Origin of the sequence: Streptacidiphilus neutrinimicus, from assembly GCF_000787815.1 — a bacterium.
GTDB classification, from domain to species: domain Bacteria; phylum Actinomycetota; class Actinomycetes; order Streptomycetales; family Streptomycetaceae; genus Streptacidiphilus; species Streptacidiphilus neutrinimicus.
The window spans coordinates 98,246-118,952 of record NZ_BBPO01000015.1; the positions used below are offsets into that span (position 1 = coordinate 98,246).

Sequence of the window (20,707 nt, forward strand, 5' to 3'; positions counted from 1 at the left end):
GGGCGACGCACGCCGGCGGCGGGCCCAGCAGCCCGGCCGCCCAGGTCACCTCCGTGCGGGTGGCCGACGGCACGTCGGGCGCGTCGGCCGGGGCGGCCGGGGGCGCGGGCGACGCGAGCGGCACCGCCGGTGCGCAGCCCCCCGCCGGTGTCACGGCTGCGGGCGGCGGGCACCTGGGCGAGAACGTCGCCTTCACCGTCACCTCGCCGAGCCCGTCCGCGAGTTCGGCCCCGGGCGGGTCGCCCGGCGCCGGCCCGGGCGGTGGCGGCGTGTCACAGGGACAGCTCCAGGTGGGCGCGGCGCAGTCGGGTGACCGTACGGTGGTCACCCTGACCAACACCGGTGGCAGCGCGCTGCTGTGGACGGCCGCCACGGACGCCTCATGGCTGCGCCTGAGCCGCGACGGCGGCACGCTCGCGCCGGGCGCGCAGCTGACGGTCCTGATCAGCGTGGACGAGTCGGCGGCCCCCGCCGACCCGTGGTCCGCCCGGATCGTCTTCCAGCCGTCGGGCGCGGTGGTGACGCTCGAAGGGACGGGGACTCGTCGCGGCGTCCCCAGCCCGAGTGCGAGCCCGAGCTCCGCCCCGAGCTCAACCCCGAGCCCCGGTCAGACGCCGACCTCCGGCCCCACGTCCGCCTCGCCGACGCCGACCCCGTCGCCGAGCGGGTCCGCGGCGGGCGGCCCGACGCCGAGTCAGACGCCGGGGCCGTCGGCGAGCGCCTCCTCGGCGCCGGTCACCGCCTCGCCCTGAACGGGGTCGGCGAGGACTCCGCAGAAAGGTTCAGTCAGCCGGGTGCGGGGCGACCGGTCCGGCCGGGTTGTCGAGGTGGCGCTCGCAGAGGCGGACGAGCTCGGCGTATCCGGCCGGGCCCATCAGCTCGGTGAGCTCGGCCCGGTAGCTGACGTAGACCGGCTCCGCGCCGACATGCGCGTCGGGGCTGCCGGTGCACCACCACTGCAGGTCGTGACCGCCCGGGCCCCAGCCGCGGCGGTCGTACTCGCCGATGGTGACCTGGAGGTAGCGGGTCTCGTCGGGACGGTCGATCCAGTCGTAGCCGCGGCGGATCGGCAGCTGCCAGCAGACGTCCGGCTTGGTCTCCAGCGGCTCGCGGCCCTCGCTGAGCGCGAGCGTGTGCAGCGCGCAGCCCTCGCCGCCGGCGAAGCCGGGCCGATTGAGGAAGATGCACGCGCCGTCGATCCGACGGGTGCGCAGGTCGCCGTCCTCGTCCGGCTCGCTGATGCCCTTGGGGCCGGTGCCCTGCTTGTGGTACTGCCAGGTCTCGGGCGTGAGCCGGGCGGCGTGGCCGAGGACGCGCTGCTGGTCGTCGTCGTCGGACCAGTGCGCGCCGAGCGTGCAGCAGCCGTCGCTGGCGCGGCCCGGGCGGATGCCGTGGCAGCCGCGCCCGAAGATGCACGTCCACCGGGACGTGAGCCAGGTCAGGTCGCACCGGAAGACCTGTTCGCTGTCGTCCGGGTCGGCGAACTCCACCCAGGCGCGCGGGAAGTCGAGCGGAACCTCGCGCTTGCGCGCGGCCTTGGCCGCCTTCTTCGCCGCCTTCTCGGCCGCCCTGACCTCGGCGGCGCTGCTGATCGTCACGTCCACTGCTGCCACCCATACAGCCTATGCCGCGGCGGGGCCGACGCCGCCGACCGGCTCCGTGGACGCGCCGAACGGGCGGGAGCGGGCGATCGAGGCAGGGCGAGCCATGGGGGCGTTCGGCATCGCGTAGCGTGGACCCCTATGCGACTAGGCGTTCTCGACGTGGGATCCAACACTGTCCACTTCCTCGTGGTGGACGCGCACCCCGGTGCGGCGCCGTTGCCCGCGTACTCCCACAAGATAGAGCTGCGCCTGGCCGAACTCCTCGACGCCGGAGGCTCGATCCGCGAGGACGGCGTGCGGCAGCTGGTCGACATGGTCGTCTCCTCGATGCGGGTCGCGGAGGACAAGGGGGTCGAGGAGGTCCTGCCGTTCGCCACCAGCGCGGTGCGCGAGGCCGCGAACGGAGAGGCAGTGCTGAAGCGCGTCCAGGACGAGACGGGCGTCGAGCTGCGCGTCCTGTCCGGCGGTGACGAGGCCCGCCTCACCTTCCTGGCCGCACGTCGCTGGTACGGCTGGTCCAGCGGCCGACTGCTGCTGCTCGACATCGGCGGCGGGTCGCTGGAGATCGCCTGCGGCCTCGACGAGGAGCCGGACACCGCCGTCTCCCTTCCGCTGGGCGCGGGACGGCTGACGGCGGGCTGGCTGCCGGGCGATCCGCCGGACGCCGAGCGGGTGCGGGAGCTGCGCAAGCACGTCCGCGCGGAGATCGCCCGCACGGTGGCCGAGGTCTCCCGGCTCGGGCCGCCGGACCACGTGGTGGGCACCTCCAAGACCTTCAAGCAGCTGGCCAGGATCACCGGCGCCGCCCGTGAGTCGGAGGGCGCGCTGGTGCCGCGCCGACTGCCGCGCGGGGCGCTGGAGGACTGGGTGCCGCGCCTCGCGGCGATGTCCGTCGAGCAGCGGGTGCTGCTGCCCGGGGTCTCGGCCGGCCGCGCCCGCCAGCTGCTCGCCGGGGCGCTGGTCGCCGAGGCGGCCATGGACCTGTACCGGGTCGACGAGCTGGACATCTGCCCGTGGGCGCTGCGCGAGGGCGTCATCCTGCGGCGACTGGACCGGCTGTCCGGATGAGGGGTCGCGTCCCGGGAGGGATGCGTCACTGTGGCAGGCGCCACCCGAGCCCCACGCAAAAGGGTCCCTAAGCTGTAGAGCGTGGCGAAAGAGTGCATTGTCGTGCCGAAGGCCAAGGTCGCGCTGTCGACCGCCTCCGTCTACCCCGAGAACACCGCCGCCGCGTTCGAGATCGCCGGGCGGCTCGGGTACGACGGAGTCGAGGTCATGGTCTGGACGGACCCGGTCAGCCAGGACATCGAGGCACTGCGGCGGCTCTCCGACTACCACCAGGTCCCGATCCTGGCCGTGCACGCGCCCTGCCTGCTGATCACCCAGCGGGTGTGGAGCACGGACCCGTGGCAGAAGCTGCAGAAGGCGCGCTCCGCCGCCGAGAAGCTCGGGGCGCAGACCGTCGTGGTCCACCCGCCGTTCCGCTGGCAGCGCCAGTACGCGCGGGACTTCGTCCAGGGGATCTGGCGGATGGCGGACGAGACCGACGTCCGCTTCGCGGTGGAGAACATGTACCCGTGGCGCTACCGCGACCGCGAGGTCGCCGCCTACGCGCCGGACTGGGACCCGACCGGCGAGGACTACCGCCACTTCACCATCGACCTCTCCCACGTCGCTACCTCCCGCGCCGACGCGCTGGCCATGCTGGACCGGATGGGGGACCGGCTCGGGCACGTCCATCTCGCCGACGGGTCCGGCTCGGCCAAGGACGAGCACCTGATCCCCGGGCGCGGCACGCAGCCCTGCGCGGAGCTGCTGGAGCGGCTGGCCCGGAACGGCTTCGACGGGCACGTGGTGCTGGAGGTCAACACCCGCCGCTCGCCGGGGCCCGTCGAACGCGAGGCCGACCTCGCCGAGGCCCTCGCGTTCACCCGTCTGAATCTGGCGGCCGCCAGCCAGGAGGCCGCCCCCTCCGCCGGTGCTCGCATGCCGGACAGCGTGTCCGACAGGCGGTCATAGGGCGTACCCTCGACGGCACGAGCGAAGGAGTTGGTTCACGTGCCGCAGCTGAGGTCCCGCACGGTCACACACGGTCGCAACATGGCGGGCGCGCGCGCTCTCATGCGCGCGTCCGGTGTAGCCACCGAGGACATCGGCAAGCCGATCGTCGCGGTGGCGAACTCCTTCACTGAGTTCGTTCCCGGGCACACCCACCTGGCCCCGGTCGGCCGGATCGTCTCCGAGGCGATCAAGGCCGCAGGCGCCGTCCCGCGCGAGTTCAACACCATCGCGGTCGACGACGGCATCGCCATGGGCCACGGGGGCATGCTCTACTCGCTGCCCTCGCGCGACCTGATCGCGGACAGCGTCGAGTACATGGTCGAGGCGCACTGCGCGGACGCGCTGATCTGCATCTCGAACTGCGACAAGATCACCCCGGGCATGCTGATGGCCGCGTTGCGGCTGAACATCCCCACCGTCTTCGTCTCCGGCGGGCCCATGGAGGCCGGCCGGGCCGTGCTCGTGGACGGCACCGTCCGCAAGCTGGACCTGATCAACGCCATCGCGGACGCGGTCAACGAGAACGTCTCCGACGAGGACATCCGCCGGATCGAGGAGAACGCCTGCCCGACCTGCGGGTCCTGCTCGGGCATGTTCACCGCCAACTCGATGAACTGCCTGACCGAGGCCGTCGGCCTCTCGCTGCCGGGCAACGGCTCCGTGCTGGCCACCCACACCGCCCGCCGCGGCCTCTACGAGGACGCGGGCCGCACGGTCGTGGAGCTGACCCGCCGCTACTACGACCAGGACGACGCGTCCGTGCTGCCGCGCTCCGTCGCCACCAAGGCGGCGTTCGAGAACGCGATGGCCCTGGACATCGCCATGGGCGGCTCGACCAACACGATCCTGCACCTGCTGGCCGCCGCGCAGGAGGCCGAGGTCGACTTCACCGTCCACGACATCGACCGGCTCTCGCGCCACGTGCCGTGCCTGGCCAAGGTCGCCCCGAACGTCGCGCCGCAGGGCACGTACTACATGGAGGACGTGCACCGGGCCGGCGGCATCCCCGCCATCCTGGGCGAGCTGCACCGCGGCGGGCTGCTGAACGAGGACGTCCACACCGTCCACTCCGCGTCGCTGGAGGAGTGGCTGAAGAACTGGGACGTGCGCGGGGGCTCCCCCTCCGACGCGGCCGTCGAGCTGTGGCACGCGGCCCCCGGCGGGCAGCGGTCCGCGACGGCGTTCTCCCAGTCCGAGCGCTGGGAGACGCTGGACACCGACGCCGCCGGAGGCTGCATCCGCTCCGCCGAGCACGCCTACTCCAAGGACGGCGGCCTGGCCGTGCTCCACGGCAACCTCGCCGAGGACGGCTGCGTCGTGAAGACCGCGGGCGTCGACGAGTCGATCTGGACCTTCGAGGGCCCGGCCGTGGTCTGCGAGTCCCAGGACGAGGCCGTCGAGAAGATCCTGGCCAAGCAGGTCAAGGAGGGCGACGTCGTCGTCATCCGCTACGAGGGCCCCAAGGGCGGTCCGGGCATGCAGGAGATGCTCTACCCGACCTCCTTCCTCAAGGGCCGGGGCCTGGGCAAGGCCTGCGCGCTGATCACCGACGGGCGCTTCTCCGGCGGCACCAGTGGCCTGTCCATCGGCCACGTCTCGCCCGAGGCGGCCTCCGGCGGCGTCATCGCGCTGGTCCGCGACGGCGACCGGATCCGCATCGACATCCCGAACCGCGGTATCGAGCTGCTGGTCCCGCAGGAGGAGCTGGACGCCCGCCGCGCCGAGCTGGGCGGGGTCTTCGCGCCGAGGAACCGCGAGCGCAAGGTCTCGGCCGCGCTGCGCGCCTACGCCGCGATGGCCACCAGCGCGGACAAGGGCGCCGTGCGCGACGTCACCAAGCTGGGCTGATCCGGCCGGGGCCCTCGCCCCCGCATAATCGAAGAATGCCTGAAGGTAACGCCCCCGCCCCCACGTCCGCCGACGCCGGTGTCGAGGCGCCGGCCATCCGCTGGTTCGGAACCAGCTGGGTGGACGGGGGCCCCGACTACTGGCTGCGCCGCGTCGCCGTCGGCGTCGGCTCCCTGGCCGCGGTCGCGGCGGGGGCGTTCGTCATGCGGCTGGCCGTGCAGGGCGTCGTCGTCGCCAACACCGGCGCGTTCGTGGAGCTCCTGCTGGTGCTGGCCATCGCGGTGTGCAGCTGCGTGGCCGCGCTGCGCACCTGGAGCGTGCTCACCCGGGGCAAGGAGTCACTGACCGGCTGGATGGCCGACGAGAAGTCGCTCGGCGTGATGCTGGCCGTCGGCTTCGTCGGCTCGCTCGTCTCCTACTTCCTGCGCAGCCTCGTCGAGGCTCCGGGGGAGAGCGTGCAGCGCTCCCGCTACGAGCTCGCCCTCGCGGCGGCGGCCCGCCGCAAGGCCGGCCGACAGCCGGCCAAGGCGGGGAAGCGCAAGCGGTGATCAGGTCCGGCTGGAGCGACCGCAGTCGGGCTGCTTGGTCGGCAGCGGCTTGCTGAGGTCGTAGGGGTCCGTCGCCGGGCCGCTGGGGGCCGGGCCGGACGCGGTGCTGCTCGGCAGGGCCGACTGGAACTGCGGGGTCAGGAAGCCGTCGGTCGGCTCGCAGCCCTCACCGGCGGTGGTCCCGTTGGAGTCGCTGATGGTCACTGTCCCCGGGGTGACCTCGTAACGGGCCGAGTCGTAGAAGCGGAAGGTCAGCGTGCGCCGCGCGATGACCCGCTCGACCTCGTCGGTGGAGCCGGCCGGGTGGGCCGCGTAGACGTAGTCGTAGTCCGTCTTCACCAGCAGACCGCCGTCGCCGTCGGAGGCCAGGGTGGTCTCGCCCTGGACGCGGACATCGCCGACGGGGACGGCGTACGAGGGGTCGAACCGACTGATCCAGCCCTGGGGGTCGTCGCTCTTGTCGGGGTGGGCCAGGGCCTTGGTCAGCCAGTTGCGCTGGTAGGGGTCGAGCAGATCCACGGCCGACTGCGGGTAGCCGCCGCCCACCGTGTGCGGATCGATGAGGGCCGCGACCAGGAACTCCTTGACCAGTTGCTCGTCCTTGCCCACCGTGTGCGCCGAGTAGATGCCGATCGGCTTCGCCGCCGGGAGGGCGATGCCGGCCGCCCCGGAGGGCCACTTGTCCGCGGGGGAGCCCGCGAACGGGTGCTGCATGTCCGGGGACTGGTCGGCGAACGGGGTCGGCGGCGCGGCCGTGGGGCTGGCGCTGAGTGCCGGGGCGATGCTCGGGGCCGCGGCGGGGGCTGTCCCGGCGCTGCCCGGAGCCTTGCTGAAGGCCCAGTCGTGCACCTTCTTGGCGTTCATGCTGACCAGGACCAGGGCGGCCGCGAGCAGCACGAACAGCGGCAGCTGCCAACGACGGCGACGGCGGGGCTTCAGCGGGACGACCGGTGCCCGCCAGGAGGTGTCCTGCGGGGGGTTCTTCTTCCACCGGGCGGAGAGCATCCGGGCGCGCGCGGAACTCTCCTTGTGCTCGGCGGCTCGGACGAAGTCCTCGTCGAGCACGAGCTTCTCGAACGGGTCATCCTGCTGATCGTCGATCTTCGGCACCGCGCCAGTCTGACCAGGGCCTAAACGCGTGCACAGGAGTGAACGAGTAAGAACTGGGCAAGAGGGCGCGTGTCACGCGCCCTTCTGCGCAGGTCGCCCTGTATGTCCTCTGCCCCTGACCCGCCGGGCCGCCTGAGCCGGCCGCGCGTCAGCTCCCTGAGCGCTTGCGCGCGCCGGCGACGCTGCTGACCACGCCGATGACGGCGTAGAGCACCGCGGCGTGCCACAGGCCCGTCCATATGCTCGCGAACAGGCCGCTGGAGCTCAGGAAGTACTGCGTGATCGTGTTCGTCACCGCGAGCGCGGCCGCGGGCGCGCCCGCCGCCTGCCAGGGGTGCTCCTGCGCCCAACGGCGCAGACGGTGGTCCCCGCCCTTCTTCTGGAGCGCCGCGCCGGCGCCGCCGACCAGGAAGAAGAGGAAGAGACCGATGCTGGCCGGCCCCGCCAGGATGCCGAGCGACCAGTGCAGGGTGATCAGGTCGATCCCGACGGCAGCCCCGGCACCCACCAGACCGACGACACCCGCCGTGCGCCACGGCCCACGCGAGGCCGAGGCGACGGCCAGCGTGCCGGATTCGCGCGGGCTGATCTCACTACGACTCATGCTTCCAAGGTGCGCCTGTGCCGCCGCAGAAGCCATAGGGGACGTCCCTGAGTTTGCCCCTAGTCCACCCCTCATCCCCGCGAAGGACCTCCGTACCCCGCTTCCCGCGCCCGGCCCCGACCCCCGCCGCCCCCTAAGCTGACGCCATGCTGACCCGACGCCTCCTCCTCGCCGCCGCAGACAGCCCGAGGGCACGGCAGGCCGTGCTGGCCGCGCCGGGAGGGCGGGCCGTGGTGGCCCGGTTCGTCGCCGGGGAGACGCGGGCCGACGCGATCGTCGCCACGGACAGCCTGGTGGCCCGCGGGCTCGGCGTCACCCTCGACCACCTCGGGGAGGACACCCGGGACGCGGGGCAGGCCGAGGCCGTCGCCGACGAGTACGTCGGCGTCCTCGGCGCGCTCGACCGGGCCGGGCTGGCCCGGCGCGCGGAGGTGTCCGTCAAGCTGTCCGCGCTCGGCTCCGGCCTCGGCGCCGACGGCCCCGCGCTCGCCCGCGGGCACCTGCGCGCGATCTGCCGCGCCGCCGACGCGGCCGGCACCACCGTCACCGTCGACATGGAGGACCACGCCGCGACCGAGGCCACCCTGGCCGCCGTCGCCGAGCTGCGCCTGGACCACCCTGCCCTCGGCGTGGTGCTCCAGTCCTACCTGCGCCGCACCGAGTCCGACTGCCGCGAGCTGCTCGGCGCGGGCTCCCGGGTCCGCCTGGTCAAGGGCGCGTACGCCGAGCCGGACTCCGTCGCCTACCGCGACCGCGCCGCCGTCGACCGTTCCTATGTGCGCTGCCTGCGGCTGCTGATGGAGGGTCAGGGGTACCCCATGGTCGCCACCCACGACCAGCGCCTCATCGAGATCGCCGGCGCGCTCGCCGTCCGCGCCGGGCGGCCGCAGGACAGCTACGAGTTCCAGATGCTCTACGGCATCCGCGTCGACGAGCAGCGCCGTCTCGCCGAGGCGGGGGAGACGGTCCGCGTCTACGTCCCCTACGGCACCGACTGGTACGCCTACTTCATGCGCCGTCTCGCCGAACGCCCGGCCAACCTCGGCTTCTTCGCCCGCTCCCTGGCAGGCCGCTGACGCGTCGTCGGGGCCTACATGCCCTGGACCACGCCGAGGATGTTCCCCTCGCTGTCCTTGAACCAGCTGCCGCGCACGGTGCCGATCTCCGCCACGCCGCCGACGGTCTTGAGGCCGGGCAGGTCGTACTCCTCGAACACGATGCCGCGCCGGCGCAGGTCGGCCATCACCGCGTCCAGGTCGGCCACGTTCCAGCCGGCCACCGTGTGCGCGGCCTGGCCGCCGCTCGGGGTCGCGTACACCGTGAACCGGACGCCTCCGGACTCGAGGACCAGGGTCTCCCCCTCGTCGCGCACCAGCGCGAGCCCGAGGGTGTCGCGGTAGAAGCGCTTGGCCCGTTCGATGTCGCTCGCCGGTATGACGGCGGTGAGAGCCACGTCGGCCAACATCGTCACCACCTCCTCCCACCAGCCTAGGCAGGGCCGCGGCGACCCGCCTGCCCGCGTATCGGACGCTGCCGCGCCCCGCGCGTGCCCGGTGACACACTGGGCCCATGACGCAACGAGTCGCCGTCCTCGGCACCGGAAAGATCGGTGAGGCCCTGGTCTCCGGCCTGCTGCGGGCCGGGAAGGCCCCCGCCGACGTGCTGGTCACCGCACGCCGCCCCGAGCGGGCCGCGGAGCTGCGCACCCGCTACGGCGTCGAGGCCGTCGGCAACGAGGACGCCGTCAAGGCCGCGGACACGGTGATCCTCACCGTCAAGCCGCAGGACATGGGCACGCTGCTGGAGGAGCTCGCGCCCGCACTCCCCGCCGACCGGCTCGTCATCTCCGGCGCCGCCGGCATCCCCACCGCCTGGTTCGAGGAGCGCCTCGCCCCCGGCACCCCGGTGGTCCGCGTCATGACCAACACCCCCGTCCTCGTCGACGAGGCGATGAGCGTCATCTCGGCCGGCTCCCACGCCACCGAGGAGCACCTGCTCCGCACCGAGGAGATCTTCCGCCAGGTCGGCAAGACGCTGCGCGTCCCGGAGTCCCAGCAGGACGCGGCCACCGCGCTCTCCGGCTCCGGCCCCGCTTACTTCTTCTACCTCGTCGAGGCGATGACGGACGCCGGCATCCTGCTCGGCCTGCCGCGCACCGTCGCCCACGAGCTGATCGTCCAGGCGGCGGTCGGCGCGTCCGTCATGCTGCGGGACTCCGGCGAGCACCCGGTCAAGCTGCGCGAGGCGGTCACGTCCCCGGCCGGCACGACGATCGCCGCGATCCGCGAGCTGGAGAACCACGGCGTCCGCGCCGCCCTGCTGGGCGCGCTGGAGGCCGCCAGGGACCGCTCCCAGGAGCTCGCCTCCGGAGGCAAGTAGGCCCGCGGTCCGGGCCGACGGGCAGAACCGGCGGGCAGGGTCGGCGGCCCCAGTAGGGTTGACCGGGTGCTGCGATACGACCTGGTGATCTTCGACAACGACGGCGTCCTGGTGGACAGCGAGCCGCTCTCCAACCGCCTCCTGGCGGACTACCTGACGGAGCTGGGCTTCCCGACCACCCTGGAGGACTCGTACCGCGACTTCATGGGCGCCGCGGCCCACACGGTCCACGACGTCATAGCCGAGCGCTACGACGGCGCGCGGCTGCCCGAGACCTTCGACGCGGACTTCCACGGCCGGGTCTTCGCCTCCTTCCGCGAGCAGCTGACGGCCGTCGCGGGCGCGGCGGAGCTGCTGAAGTTCGTCGCGGACCGGGTTCCCTACTGCGTCGCCTCCTCCGCGCACCACGAGTGGATCCGCACGGCCCACGAGGTCACCGGCCTCGGCCCGTTCTTCACGGACGCGCAGCTCTTCAGCGCGCAGGACGTGGGCCGCGGCAAGCCCGCCCCCGACCTCTTCCTGCACGCCGCCGAGCGGATGGGCGTGGCCCCCGAGCGCTGCGTCGTCATCGAGGACAGCCCGCTGGGCGTCGCGGCGGCGCGCGCGGCGGGCATGGACGTCTACGGCTACGCCGCGCTGACGCCGCGGGCGCGGCTTGCGGACGCGACGGGGATCGTCGACGACCTGGCCCAGATGCACGCGCTGCTCTAGGCGCACCGCCCCCGCGTCACTCCCCGACCGCCAGGCGCTTCCCCCGCTGCAGATCCCCTCGGGCCTCGGTGAGGCGGAACGGCAGCCCGAGGCCGACGCTGCTCTCCGCGCGCATCCGCAGGGCTGGTTCGGGCCCCGCCGCGCTGTTGCCGACCGAGCCGAGCGGGGTCCCGGCCGCGACGTGCTGCCCGCGCCGGACCTGGACGGAGTCCTCGCGCAGGCCGCTCAGGACGACCACGCCGCGGTCGGTGCCGATGCGGACGTGGTTGCCGTCCGGGTGGCCCGCGCAGGAGGCCAGCGGCGGATGGTCGGGCAGGCCGTCGACGGCCGCCAGCACCACGCCGTCGACGGGGCTGACGACGGGGTGGCCGAACACGGCGTACCGCTCGTTCGTCGCGGGCGCCAGGCCGAGCGCGCGGCGGCCGCGCCACTGAGGGCCCTCGCCGAGCTGGACCAGGTCGACCGCGTAGCGCGCGCTGCGCTCGCCGCCGGGGGAGAGCGAGGCCTCGGCGTAGCGGTTGACGGCGGGGCCGCCCGCCTCGGTGCAGACGAAGACGCCGCCGCGCAGCGGCGAGCGCAGCTGGAGGGGGTGCGCGGTGGGCGCCCCGGGGATCGGACGGGACCGCTGCCACGTCCACGCGGTGAGGCCCGCCACGCCGACGAAGAGGCCGGTCTCGGGCAGGCCGGGAGGGCCCCAGCCGAGGCCGGCGCCCAGCACGTGGCCGAAGGCCAGCACCGAGACCACCGCCGGGGCGAGCGGCAGCGAGCTAAACCAGGGCGGCAGCGCCCACGTCGGCGCGGTCCGCAGCACGTACCAGGCGAAGGCGGGCGTCTGGGCCAGGATCAGCAGCCAGCCGGTCGCGCCACCGGCGAGCCAAGGGAACGTCAGTTCCGCCGCCGTCGCCGCCGCGTAGGCGAGCACCGTGCGCTGGAGACGCGCCACCGCGGCGGGCTTCGGCCCGCCGCCGCGCACCGGCACGGGCGCTGGCGTGCGCACGGGCGCGGCCTGGTCCGGCGCCAGGGGCGGCTCCGCCGATGCGGCCGCCGCTCCCGACGCCGCCGATCCCGACGCTGCCGATCCCGACTCCGGCGCGGCTGCCGACTCCGGCGCCGAGATCGGCTCGGACGCGGGCTCCGAGGTCGGCTCGGGCCGGGGCTCCGACGCGGGCCCCGCAGCCGTCTCCACCGCGCCGCGCGGGACGGGGACGGTGGCGGTCCGGGCCGCGAGGCGGGCGGTCAGGGCGCCGGGGCCGGTGACGAAGGACGCCAGCCGGCCGTCCTCGTCCAGGCGGGCCCAGGCCAGCTCCGAGCCGGTCGCGAAGACCAGCAGGTGCAGGTCCTTCTGCCGCCGCACGCTCCGCAGCTCGCCGTGGCGCTCGCGCAGCGCGTCGACCGCCTCCTGCAGCCGGTGCACCGGGACCCGCTCCAGCAGCCGCTCGCCGATCAGCGTCGGCGCCACCTCCGGCGCGCCGAACAGCGCGACGAGCGTCTGCGCGACGGGGTCGGCCGTCCCCGGGGCGCGGCCGGCCGAACGGAGACGAAGACGCGTTGCCATACCCATGCGCCCACGGTAGGGAACGCGGGGCGTTCTGCCCTGGAACGACGTGGTTCGCCACGGGTTGCCTTTGCGGATCGATCCTCGGACGGGGGTTCCGCTGCCGCCCGCCAGTCCGTACGCTCGCGCCAACCTGTTCGGATACCGGCCGGTAGGGTAGGGACACCCGGATGACCACAGCAGCTCTTGAGATCACGCCCGGACTGCGGCACGCGCGCAGCTCCCTGCTGTTCAGCTACGTCGCCCAGGGCGCCGTCTTCGCGCTGCTCGTCACCCGCATCCCGGGCATCCAGACCCAGTACGGGATCAGCGACGGCCTGCTGCCGGTCTTTCTCGCCGCCGTGCCGATCCTGGCGGGCGTCGGCTCCATCTCCATGGAGTTCGTGGTCAAGAAGACCTCGCCGCGCGCCGTCCTGCGGGTGGTGCAGCCGCTGGTCTGCCTGACCCTGCTCGGCGTCGGCCTCGGCGACCGGATGTGGGAGGCCGCCGTCGCGCTGGCCGCGTTCGGCCTGACCGTCGGCGGCCTGGACGCCAGTCAGGCCATGTCGGCCGTCGCCCTTCAGCACCGCTACGGGCGCAGCATCATGCAGACCTTCTACGCGGCGTTCAGCCTCGGCGGCATCATCGGCGCCTCGCTGGCCTGGGCGCAGGTGCACTTCAAGCTGAGCCTGCTGTCCATGTTCGGCACCGTCGGCGTCCTCGTCGCCGCCTCCGTCCTGGTGGCCGGGCGCTGGTACGCGGGCCCGGCGGAGCTCGGGCGGGCCGTCGAGGAGGCGGCGGAGGCCGCGAACCGCTCCATCCCGTGGAAGCCGCTGCTGCCGCTCTGCCTGGCCATGTGCGTCGCCTACATCGGCGACGCCACCGTCTCCAACTGGGCCGCCAAGTACCTCCAGGAGGGCCTGCACAGCTCCGAGCAGATGACCACCGTCCCCTACAACGCGTACATGGTGGTCATGCTGATCGGCCGTCTGCTGGGCGACGCGCGCGTGCAGAGCTGGGGCAGCGTCCGCACCGTCCGGCTGGGCGCGGCGGTCTGTGCCGCCGGCTTCCTGCTGGTGGCCGTCTCCCCGAGCTCCTGGATCGCGGTCGCCGCCTTCGCCGTCGTCGGCCTCGGCATCTCCGTGATCGTCCCGCAGGTGTTCGCCGCGGGCGGCCGGCTCTTCCCCAGGGACTCGGACGCGGCCGTGGCCCGGCTCAACATCTTCAACTACGTCGGCTTCCTGGTCGGCGCGCCGCTGGTCGGCGGTCTCGCCGGGGCCACGGGCTACCGCGTCGCCATGCTGGTGCCGATGGTGCTGATCCTCACGGTCTTCACCGTCAGCAAGGCGTTCGGGCCGAGCGTCGTCAGGGAGCCGGAGGCCGATACCGTGGCGGTATGACCGTCACGCGGCTGTACTGGGACGACGCCCTCACGACGTACGACTTCGGGCCGGGCCATCCGATGGACCCGGTCCGGCTCCGGCTGACGATGGACCTGGTGCGGGCCTTCGGCCTGGACGCGCTCCCCGAGGTCCGCGTGCTCGCGGCGCCGGCCGCGGGGGAGTCCACACTGCGGCTGGTGCACGAGCCCGGCTACATCACCGCCGTCGAGGCGGTCGCCGCGACGGGCGTCCCCAATCCGGCCCGCGGCCTCGGCACGGAGGACAACCCCGCGTTCGCCGCGATCCACGCCGCCTCCGCGCTGATCGCGGGGCAGTCCGTCGCCGGGGCCGAGGCGGTCTGGGCCGAGGGCGGCCACGCCGTCAACTTCGCGGGCGGCCTGCACCACGCGATGCCCGGCCAGGCCTCCGGCTTCTGCATCTACAACGACGCCGCGCTCGCCATCGCCCGCCTGCTGGAGCTCGGCGCGGAGCGCGTCGTCTACGTCGACGTCGACGTCCACCACGGCGACGGCGTGGAGAGAGTCTTCTGGGACGACCCGCGCGTGCTCACGATCTCGCTGCACGAGCACCCCCGCACCCTCTTCCCCCAGACCGGCTGGCCCGAGGAGACGGGCGGCGCGGCGGGCTACGCGGTCAACGTCGCCCTCCCGGCGGGCACCGGCGACGCCGGCTGGCTGCGGGCCTTCCACGCGATCGTGCCGCCGCTGGTCGAGGCGTTCGACCCGCAGGTGATCGTCTCCCAGCACGGCGCCGACACCCACATCGAGGACCCGCTGGCCCACCTCGCGATCAGCCTCGACGCCCAGCGCGCGGTGATGACCACGATCCGCGAGCTGGCGGCGCGACACACCGGGGACCGCTGGCTGGCCCTCGGGGGCGGCGGCTACGCGGTCGTCGACGTGGTCCCGCGTTCCTGGACCCACCTGGTCGCGCTGTCGGCCGGCCAGCCGATCGCGGCCGACACCGAGACGCCCGAGGAGTGGCGTGCCGAGGTCCGCGCGCTCACCCGGACGACGGCTCCGCAGCGCATGACGGACGGCTTCGCGGCGGCCTGGAAGGACTTCGAGGGCGGCTACGACCCGGCCGACCGGGTCGACCAGGCGATCATCGCCACCCGCAAGGCGGTCTTCCCGCACCACGGACTGCTCCTCTGACCCCAGGGGCACGCATGGCTCCCGTCTCGCGCGACGCACTCGTCTCCCACCTGCTCGCGACCCGCCTCGCGGGCGAGGTCGCGACGCCCCGAGAGGCGAACCTGCGGAACTACGCCCGCTTCGTCCGGCGGGATCCGGACATGCTGCTCGGCCTGGACCCGCTGCGCGACCGGACCGAGGCGGAGCTCCTCGCCCTCATGGCCCGCCGGTGCGGGGTGGCTCCGGACCCCCGCCATCGGCACGGCCAGGACACCATCGACCCCGAGCGGACGGCCGACGCGCTGGAGCGGCTCGCCGTCGTCCTCGGCGAGACCGCCGCCGACGAGGCCGCCGCGCACGCAGGCGCGCTGCTCGGGACAGGACACCCTGGCCCCCTGCGGGCGATGTACGCCGCCTTCGGCCGCGCCCTGCGCGCCGCCGGATGCGCGACGCGTACGCCCGCGCGCGGTACGCGCTTCTTGATGCACACGGGTGAGGGTCCGCGCTGGTGCGGCCTTGACTACGAGGAGCGGGTCGGCGTGCTGGTGGTGTATGAAGGGGGCGCGTCAAGCAAGGGGAGCGACGGCCCCCGCTCCCCGGGGGACCCCGTCCACACGCACTCGCCGCAGCCCGTCCGGATCGCCCTCGCCGCGCTCGCCGAGAGCGGCGAGCCAGCCCCTGGCCTGGTCCTGGGCGACCACGGGTGGGTCTGCGCGGCCGGACGGCTCGGCCTGCGCGCCGCCGGCTTCGCGGACAGCAACGACCCCGCGGTCTTCGTCGCGGAGGAGGAGGGGCAGGTCGAGGTGGCCATCCCGATCGACGACGGACTGTGTCCGGACTGCTACAGACTGCCGACCGCCTACGTACTGCAACTGGCCGATCTGTCTCGGTAATCCCGGGGCCCGTCTCCCCCTTCCCACTCGTACCACCCGCAACTACTCTGGGGATACGCGTGTGCCGGCTTAAGTCACCGGAGGGGAAGCCGGTGCCCGTCACACGGAGAAGGTGCGGTGTTGTCATGGCGTCTGGAGAGCGGCCTCTGAACGAGGTCAACTTCCTCACCGTGGCGGAAGTCGCCTCGGTGATGCGAGTGTCGAAGATGACCGTGTACCGCCTGGTGCACAGCAGCGAACTGCCGGCCATCCGGGTCGGGCGGTCGTTCCGGGTACCCGAGCAAGCGGTGCACGACTACCTCCGCGACTCCTACGTGGGACGGGAGACCGCGTAGGAACCGACAGCACGATCCTGTGAGAATCCGGCCCGGCATCCCGCGCACGTCGCGGGCGCCGGGCCGAATTACGTTTCGCGCCCAGACTTCGGTAGTCTGTTGGCCTCCATCAACGTTTGGACCCGGTTGCCCGCACTCGCGGGTTAGTCCAGTGAGTGAGGTTCCCATGGGTTCCGTGATCAAGAAGCGCCGCAAGCGTATGGCCAAGAAGAAGCACCGCAAGCTTCTCAAGCGCACGCGCGTCCAGCGTCGTAACAAGAAGTAACACCGCTCGGCCACGCCGAAGGTGTCCAGCCGCCCGCACCGACGTTACTGTCTGGTGCGGGCGGCTTCTGTTTGTCCGGCGAAGCCGTCGTGCGGCTGTAGGTGTGCAGCGGAGAGGGGCTGAGGGGCGTCGTGGGAAACGTCGTTCTCGTCACCGGGGTGGGCCGGCATCTGGGCAGCCGCTTCGCGCGGGTGATCAGAGACCAGCCCGGCGTCGACCACGTCGTCGGGGTCGACGTGCAGCCTCCCTCACAGCCGATCGAGGGGGCCGCGCCGTACAGCTTCGTCAGCGCGGACATCCGCAGGCCCGTCGTCGCCCGAGTGATAGCCGAGCACGGCGTCACCACGGTGGTGCACCTCAACGTCAGCACCACCACGCTCGGCTCGACCAGCCGCGGCGCGGTCAAGGAGACCAACGTCATCGGCACTATGCAGCTGCTGGCCGCGGTGCAGAAGGCCCCGAGCGTCTCCAGGCTCGTGGTGAAGTCCACGACCAGCGTCTACGGCTCCGCGCCGCGCGACCCGGCCGTCTTCCACGAGCGCATGCAACCCAAGGTGCTGCCGAGCGGCGGCTTCGCCAAGGACGCGGTGGAGGTCGAGGGCTACGTGCGCGGCTTCTCCCGGCGGCGTCCCGACGTCGCGGTGGGCGTGCTGCGCTTCGCCAACATCCTCGGCCCGGACGCGGACACCCCGCTGAACGAGTACTTCGCGCTGCCGGTCCTGCCGACCGTCCTCGGCTTCGACCCGCGGCTGCAGTTCGTCCACGAGGACGACGCCGTCGAGGTGCTGCGCCTGGCCGCGCTGGAGCCCCGGCGCGGCACCACCAACAGCGGTACGTTCAATGTGGCGGGCGACGGCGTCATGCTGCTCTCCCAGGCCGCGCGGCGCCTCGGCAAGCCGACCCTGCCCATGCTGCTCCAGGCCGTCAGTTTCATGGCCGGCCTGGCCCGGCAGGCCCGGATGCTGGACTTCTCCCCGGAGCAGCTGCGGCTGCTGACGCACGGTCGGGTGGTGGACACCACCCTGCTGCGGGAGACTTTCGGCTACACCCCCGCCTACAGCACCGAGCAGGCCCTGGCCTGCCTCGGCGCCGTGCAGGGCCCCGGCCTGCTGCCGCCCGCGCGTGTCGCGGCGTGGACGGACCGGGTCGCGAGCACGCTGCCAGTGACGATCGAGAGGACGCGAGGATGAGCTCGGCGCGGGAGCGGACCTGGCGCGAAGAGCGCGACGCCAAGGTCATCCCCATCACCAAGCGCCGCGGGGTCCCGGCGGCCCGCCCCCCGCAGGCGGAAGACCAGCCGCCGCGGGCCGGGACGCCGGGCTCCGAGGGCGGCGTCGCCGAGGCCGTGGCGCAGGCCGTCGGCAACGCGCTGGCGGGCCCGCTGGGCGGCGTCGCGGGCAAGGTCCTCGGCGACGGTTGGGAGCGGCGGACCGCGAACGGCCTCGGCTTCCTGCGGCGGCGCCTCACCGGCGACTACCGGATCGACGAGTTCGGCTTCGACCAGGAGCTCACCGAGCAGGTCTTCCTGTCGCTGATGCGCCCGCTGGCGGACAAGTACTTCCGCGTGGAGGTGCGCGGCGCGGAGAACCTGCCCGCCAAGGGCGGCGCGCTGGTCGTCGCCAACCACTCCGGGGTGCTGCCGCTGGACGCGCTGATGACCCAGGTCGCGATCCACGACCACGCCCAGCGTCATCTGCGGATGCTCGCGGCGGACCTGGTCTTCGTGCTGCCGGTGGTGAACGAGCTGGCCCGCAAGGCCGGGCACACGCTCGCCTGCAACGAGGACGCGCAGCGGCTGCTGGAGAACGGCGAGATCGTCGGCGTGTGGCCGGAGGGCTTCAAGGGCATCGGCAAGCCCTTCGCCGACCGCTACAAGCTGCAGCGCTTCGGCCGCGGCGGCTTCGTCTCCTCCGCGCTGCGGGCCGGGGTCCCGATCGTGCCGTGCTCGATCGTCGGGGCGGAGGAGACCTACCCGATGATCGGCAACGCGAAGACGCTGGCCCGGCTGCTGGGGCTGCCGTACGTGCCGATCACCCCGACGTTCCCGTGGCTGGGCCCGCTGGGCGCGCTGCCGCTCCCGACGAAGTGGGTCATCCAGTTCGGCGAGCCGATCCCCACGGACGCCTACCCGCCGGAGGCGGCGGACGACCCGATGCTGATGTTCAACCTGACGGACCAGGTCCGCGAGACGATCCAGCACACGCTCTACCGGATGCTGGTGCAGCGGCGTTCGGTGTTCTTCTGAGGGAACCGCTGAGGGGCGTGAGGCACCCCGCGTTCGCGCGGTGCCTCACGCCCCTCGTGCCTAGTCGGCTAGCTGCCCGAGACCCCGATCCCGATCCCCGGCAACAAGCCCCCGACCAAAGGGGGGATGGTCAGGCCGTTCCCTCCCGAGCCGCTCGGGCTCGCGCTCGGCGTGGCCGAGGGAGCCGTGGAGGGCGAGGCGCCGCCGAGCAGGCCGCCGACACTGCCGAGGCCGGAGCCGCCGACGAGGTTGCCCGTGCCGGAGGTGGTCTGGCCCGAGGGCGCCGTGGAGGGCGAGGCACCGCTCGGCATCGTGCCCGTACCCGATGTGGTGCTGCCCGAGGGTGCCCCGACGGACGGGGACGGGGACGGGGAGCCGCCCGAGTCGGAGTCGGACCCCGCACCCGGCTGGCCCGGGAGGAGCGGGGTGACCTCCTGCCTTATCCCGGAGAGCAGGCCGCGCACCTGCGAGGCCACCGGGTCGAGCTGGCCCGGCAGTTCAGGCTCGAGCTGGTCCATCGCCCGGCTCTGCACCGCCGCGAACCCGGCGAGCTGCCGCAGCGGAGCGAGCGAGTGGCTGCGGCGGTAGATCTCGTTGAGCAGATCGCGGCCGCGCTTGCCCTCGACGTTCATGTCCGACAGTGCGCGGTCGAGGTCGGCGATGGTCTGCGGGCTGAGCCGACGGGGGCCCGTCGGTGCGCCGCGGCCCATCAGTTGGCGGGCCTCGGCCATGCGGGTGGAGGCCTCGTCCAGCAGCAGCTTGCCGCGTTCCTCGTCCGAACCGGCGAGGTCGAGCCGCCAGTCCTCCAGACCCCGCTTCATGCCGTAGAGGGCGTCCCCGGGCAGGGACGACGTGGCGGCGACGGCGACGCCGCCGAGCGTGCCGAGCGCCATCATCGAGGCCAGACCGCCGACGGCGAGGCGGCGACCCCAACGGGTGGACGGCCACAGCGCCGCCGGTCGAACCGCGCGGTGGGAACCGCGACGGGAGCGCTGGGCGGGCACCGTCGCGCCGCCACCGCCCGCGAAGACCCGCTCGAACTCGGCCACCAGCAGCGCGCGTTGCGTCAGGCGGACCTGAGGGTCAAGGCTCGGCCCGGACACGGTGGCCAGGGCGGTCACCATGGCGAGCATGTGGTCGTACTGTCCCTCGCCCTCGCCGGGCTCGTCGTCGAACCGGGCGTCCCGCGCATCCACGGCGTCGGCGAAGGCTCTCGCCCGACGGAACTCCAGCACGTTCGCTGTCATGGGCAGCACCTCCTCTCGACGTTATCGACTGTTCGGCCGAGCGGCAGGTTGCACCGTCGCGCCGCGATCCACCCGAAAGGGTGAAGCAGTTCCCGGAATTGGGCCTTGCATCCTGCGCAACGATTGTGAGAGGGGAGGGTTACGCAAGCGTCAGCTCCGCAGGTGTGGGTGTCGCCGCTACCGGGCATCGCTCGGCAGCAGTCGGGCCAGCGTGCGGACCGCACGGTACTGCAAGGTCTTGATCGCCCCCTCGTTCTTGCCCATGATCCGGGCCGTCTCGGCCACCGAGAGCCCTTGCAGGAAGCGGAGCGTCACGCACTCCTGCTGCTGCGGGTTGAGCCGGCGCACCGCCTCCAGCAGAGCCGCGTTGGAGAGGGACTCCAGCACCGAGTCCTCGGGGCTCGGCTCGACCTGGTTGGAGTCGAGCATCTCGCCGGTGGTGACCTCCAGCCGGAACCGGCTGGACTTGAAGTGGTCGGCCACCAGGTTCCGCGCGATGGTGACCAGCCAGGCGCCGAAGTCCCGGCCCTGCCAGGTGAACGTGCCGATGCGGCGCAGCGCCCGCAGGAAGGTCTCGCTGGTGAGGTCCTCGGCCGTGGCCCGGCCGCCGACGCGGTAGTAGATGTACCGGTAGACCGTGTCCGCGTAGTGGTCGTACAGGCGGCCGAAGGCCTCGCCGTCGCCGTCCTGGGCGCGTTCGACCAGCGCCATGATCGGGTTCCCGGCCGGGCTCTCCCAGCCTGTGTCCGCCTCCGATCCGGCCGCCCCCGCGCCCGCCGACCCCGAC

The 20,707-nt window shown here is 73.3% G+C and carries 22 protein-coding genes; 15 read left to right on the forward strand and 7 right to left on the reverse strand.

The features are described 5' to 3' along the window. On the forward strand, positions 1 to 752 hold a 752-nt coding region (locus TR48_RS44300; protein ID WP_439654466.1), incomplete at its 5' end, for a BACON domain-containing protein. Between the two features lie 30 nt (positions 753 to 782). Here TR48_RS44300 and TR48_RS12850 read toward each other — a convergent pair. Beyond that, positions 783 to 1,604, reverse strand: a complete 822-nt coding sequence (locus tag TR48_RS12850) for a DUF3109 family protein (RefSeq protein WP_042366241.1) — start codon at positions 1,602 to 1,604, stop codon at positions 783 to 785. A gap of 138 nt (positions 1,605 to 1,742) precedes the next feature. On the opposite strand from TR48_RS12850, the gene TR48_RS12855 reads away from it, so the two are divergent. From TR48_RS12855 to TR48_RS12870, 4 genes are all read left to right on the forward strand, one after another. Then, entirely contained in the window at positions 1,743 to 2,672 is a 930-nt protein-coding gene (locus TR48_RS12855) for a Ppx/GppA family phosphatase (RefSeq protein ID WP_042366242.1), read from the forward strand. Between the two features lie 81 nt (positions 2,673 to 2,753). Further along, positions 2,754 to 3,623: a sugar phosphate isomerase/epimerase family protein gene (locus TR48_RS12860; protein ID WP_042366245.1), complete on the forward strand. Its 870-nt coding sequence runs from the start codon at positions 2,754 to 2,756 to the stop codon at positions 3,621 to 3,623. Between the two features lie 39 nt (positions 3,624 to 3,662). Further along, positions 3,663 to 5,513 (forward strand): dihydroxy-acid dehydratase, encoded by a 1,851-nt coding sequence (gene ilvD / locus TR48_RS12865; RefSeq protein WP_042366247.1) that lies wholly within the window; start codon positions 3,663 to 3,665, stop codon positions 5,511 to 5,513. Between the two features lie 35 nt (positions 5,514 to 5,548). After that, positions 5,549 to 6,061 carry a hypothetical protein gene (locus TR48_RS12870; RefSeq protein WP_042366249.1) on the forward strand — a complete coding sequence of 171 codons (513 nt, stop codon included), beginning with the start codon at positions 5,549 to 5,551 and terminating at the stop codon, positions 6,059 to 6,061. On the opposite strand, the gene TR48_RS12875 is transcribed toward TR48_RS12870, so the two are convergent. Then, the gene (locus TR48_RS12875; protein ID WP_052442633.1) at positions 6,062 to 7,171 is read right to left on the reverse strand and encodes an SCO2583/SCO2584 N-terminal domain-containing protein; all 1,110 of its coding nucleotides are present in this window, start codon (positions 7,169 to 7,171) and stop codon (positions 6,062 to 6,064) included. A 148-nt stretch (positions 7,172 to 7,319) separates the two neighbouring features. Continuing rightward, positions 7,320 to 7,775 carry a hypothetical protein gene (locus tag TR48_RS12880; RefSeq protein ID WP_042366252.1) on the reverse strand — a complete coding sequence of 152 codons (456 nt, stop codon included), beginning with the start codon at positions 7,773 to 7,775 and terminating at the stop codon, positions 7,320 to 7,322. A gap of 146 nt (positions 7,776 to 7,921) precedes the next feature. Here TR48_RS12880 and TR48_RS12885 point away from each other — a divergent pair, with 146 nt between their 5' ends. Further along, a complete protein-coding gene (locus tag TR48_RS12885; RefSeq protein WP_439654467.1) occupies positions 7,922 to 8,851 on the forward strand; it encodes a proline dehydrogenase family protein in 930 nt (309 codons plus the stop codon). 14 nt (positions 8,852 to 8,865) lie between these two features. Here TR48_RS12885 and TR48_RS12890 read toward each other — a convergent pair whose 3' ends face one another. Beyond that, the gene (locus TR48_RS12890; protein ID WP_042366254.1) at positions 8,866 to 9,240 is read right to left on the reverse strand and encodes a VOC family protein; all 375 of its coding nucleotides are present in this window, start codon (positions 9,238 to 9,240) and stop codon (positions 8,866 to 8,868) included. 104 nt (positions 9,241 to 9,344) lie between these two features. On the opposite strand from TR48_RS12890, the gene proC reads away from it, so the two are divergent. Both proC and TR48_RS12900 read left to right on the forward strand, forming a co-directional pair. Next, positions 9,345 to 10,154 carry a pyrroline-5-carboxylate reductase gene (proC, locus tag TR48_RS12895; protein ID WP_042366256.1) on the forward strand — a complete coding sequence of 270 codons (810 nt, stop codon included), beginning with the start codon at positions 9,345 to 9,347 and terminating at the stop codon, positions 10,152 to 10,154. A 69-nt stretch (positions 10,155 to 10,223) separates the two neighbouring features. Continuing rightward, on the forward strand, positions 10,224 to 10,865 hold the full coding sequence (locus TR48_RS12900; protein WP_042366309.1) for an HAD family hydrolase: 642 nt from the start codon (positions 10,224 to 10,226) through the stop codon (positions 10,863 to 10,865). 16 nt (positions 10,866 to 10,881) lie between these two features. Here TR48_RS12900 and TR48_RS38835 read toward each other — a convergent pair whose 3' ends face one another. Continuing rightward, positions 10,882 to 12,426, reverse strand: a complete 1,545-nt coding sequence (locus tag TR48_RS38835; protein ID WP_084729304.1) for a M23 family metallopeptidase — start codon at positions 12,424 to 12,426, stop codon at positions 10,882 to 10,884. A 164-nt stretch (positions 12,427 to 12,590) separates the two neighbouring features. On the opposite strand from TR48_RS38835, the gene TR48_RS12910 reads away from it, so the two are divergent. The 7 genes from TR48_RS12910 (at position 12,591) to TR48_RS12935 (ending at position 18,673) form a co-directional block, all read left to right on the forward strand. Continuing rightward, positions 12,591 to 13,799, forward strand: coding sequence for an MFS transporter (locus tag TR48_RS12910; RefSeq protein ID WP_042366257.1), 1,209 nt, complete (start codon positions 12,591 to 12,593; stop codon positions 13,797 to 13,799). Continuing rightward, positions 13,796 to 14,956, forward strand: coding sequence for an acetoin utilization protein AcuC (locus TR48_RS12915; protein WP_042366259.1), 1,161 nt, complete (start codon positions 13,796 to 13,798; stop codon positions 14,954 to 14,956). Before TR48_RS12910 ends, TR48_RS12915 begins: the two co-directional genes overlap by 4 nt. Before the next feature lie 14 nt (positions 14,957 to 14,970). Next, positions 14,971 to 15,828 (forward strand): phosphatase, encoded by an 858-nt coding sequence (locus tag TR48_RS12920; protein WP_042366262.1) that lies wholly within the window; start codon positions 14,971 to 14,973, stop codon positions 15,826 to 15,828. Between the two features lie 125 nt (positions 15,829 to 15,953). Then, entirely contained in the window at positions 15,954 to 16,163 is a 210-nt protein-coding gene (locus TR48_RS12925) for a helix-turn-helix domain-containing protein (RefSeq protein WP_037602249.1), read from the forward strand. A 175-nt stretch (positions 16,164 to 16,338) separates the two neighbouring features. Beyond that, positions 16,339 to 16,428 carry a 30S ribosomal protein bS22 gene (locus TR48_RS40350; protein ID WP_438363660.1) on the forward strand — a complete coding sequence of 30 codons (90 nt, stop codon included), beginning with the start codon at positions 16,339 to 16,341 and terminating at the stop codon, positions 16,426 to 16,428. Between the two features lie 131 nt (positions 16,429 to 16,559). Beyond that, on the forward strand, positions 16,560 to 17,618 hold the full coding sequence (locus TR48_RS12930; protein ID WP_042366266.1) for an NAD-dependent epimerase/dehydratase family protein: 1,059 nt from the start codon (positions 16,560 to 16,562) through the stop codon (positions 17,616 to 17,618). Next, the gene (locus tag TR48_RS12935; RefSeq protein ID WP_042366268.1) at positions 17,615 to 18,673 is read left to right on the forward strand and encodes a lysophospholipid acyltransferase family protein; all 1,059 of its coding nucleotides are present in this window, start codon (positions 17,615 to 17,617) and stop codon (positions 18,671 to 18,673) included. Before TR48_RS12930 ends, TR48_RS12935 begins: the two co-directional genes overlap by 4 nt. A 68-nt stretch (positions 18,674 to 18,741) precedes the next feature. Here TR48_RS12935 and TR48_RS12940 read toward each other — a convergent pair whose 3' ends face one another. Then, positions 18,742 to 19,920 carry a DUF5667 domain-containing protein gene (locus TR48_RS12940; RefSeq protein ID WP_042366270.1) on the reverse strand — a complete coding sequence of 393 codons (1,179 nt, stop codon included), beginning with the start codon at positions 19,918 to 19,920 and terminating at the stop codon, positions 18,742 to 18,744. Between the two features lie 177 nt (positions 19,921 to 20,097). Beyond that, positions 20,098 to 20,707 (reverse strand): ECF subfamily RNA polymerase sigma factor, BldN family (locus tag TR48_RS12945; RefSeq protein WP_052442636.1); only part of this gene is annotated, 610 nt, incomplete at its 5' end.

What these genes read in the sequence shown, in the direction of transcription:
- TR48_RS12920 (WP_042366262.1), top strand. Translation starts at nt 14,971, where the DNA reads ATGGCTCCCGTCTCGCGCGACGCACTCGTCTCCCACCTGCTCGCGACC.
- TR48_RS12880 (WP_042366252.1), bottom strand. Translation starts at nt 7,775, where the DNA reads ATGAGTCGTAGTGAGATCAGCCCGCGCGAATCCGGCACGCTGGCCGTC.
- TR48_RS12870 (WP_042366249.1), top strand. Translation starts at nt 5,549, where the DNA reads ATGCCTGAAGGTAACGCCCCCGCCCCCACGTCCGCCGACGCCGGTGTC.
- TR48_RS12910 (WP_042366257.1), top strand. Translation starts at nt 12,591, where the DNA reads ATGACCACAGCAGCTCTTGAGATCACGCCCGGACTGCGGCACGCGCGC.
- TR48_RS12885 (WP_439654467.1), top strand. Translation starts at nt 7,922, where the DNA reads ATGCTGACCCGACGCCTCCTCCTCGCCGCCGCAGACAGCCCGAGGGCA.
- TR48_RS12935 (WP_042366268.1), top strand. Translation starts at nt 17,615, where the DNA reads ATGAGCTCGGCGCGGGAGCGGACCTGGCGCGAAGAGCGCGACGCCAAG.
- TR48_RS38835 (WP_084729304.1), bottom strand. Translation starts at nt 12,426, where the DNA reads ATGGGTATGGCAACGCGTCTTCGTCTCCGTTCGGCCGGCCGCGCCCCG.
- TR48_RS12855 (WP_042366242.1), top strand. Translation starts at nt 1,743, where the DNA reads ATGCGACTAGGCGTTCTCGACGTGGGATCCAACACTGTCCACTTCCTC.
- TR48_RS12940 (WP_042366270.1), bottom strand. Translation starts at nt 19,920, where the DNA reads ATGACAGCGAACGTGCTGGAGTTCCGTCGGGCGAGAGCCTTCGCCGAC.
- TR48_RS12890 (WP_042366254.1), bottom strand. Translation starts at nt 9,240, where the DNA reads ATGTTGGCCGACGTGGCTCTCACCGCCGTCATACCGGCGAGCGACATC.
- proC (WP_042366256.1), top strand. Translation starts at nt 9,345, where the DNA reads ATGACGCAACGAGTCGCCGTCCTCGGCACCGGAAAGATCGGTGAGGCC.
- TR48_RS12925 (WP_037602249.1), top strand. Translation starts at nt 15,954, where the DNA reads ATGGCGTCTGGAGAGCGGCCTCTGAACGAGGTCAACTTCCTCACCGTG.
- TR48_RS12915 (WP_042366259.1), top strand. Translation starts at nt 13,796, where the DNA reads ATGACCGTCACGCGGCTGTACTGGGACGACGCCCTCACGACGTACGAC.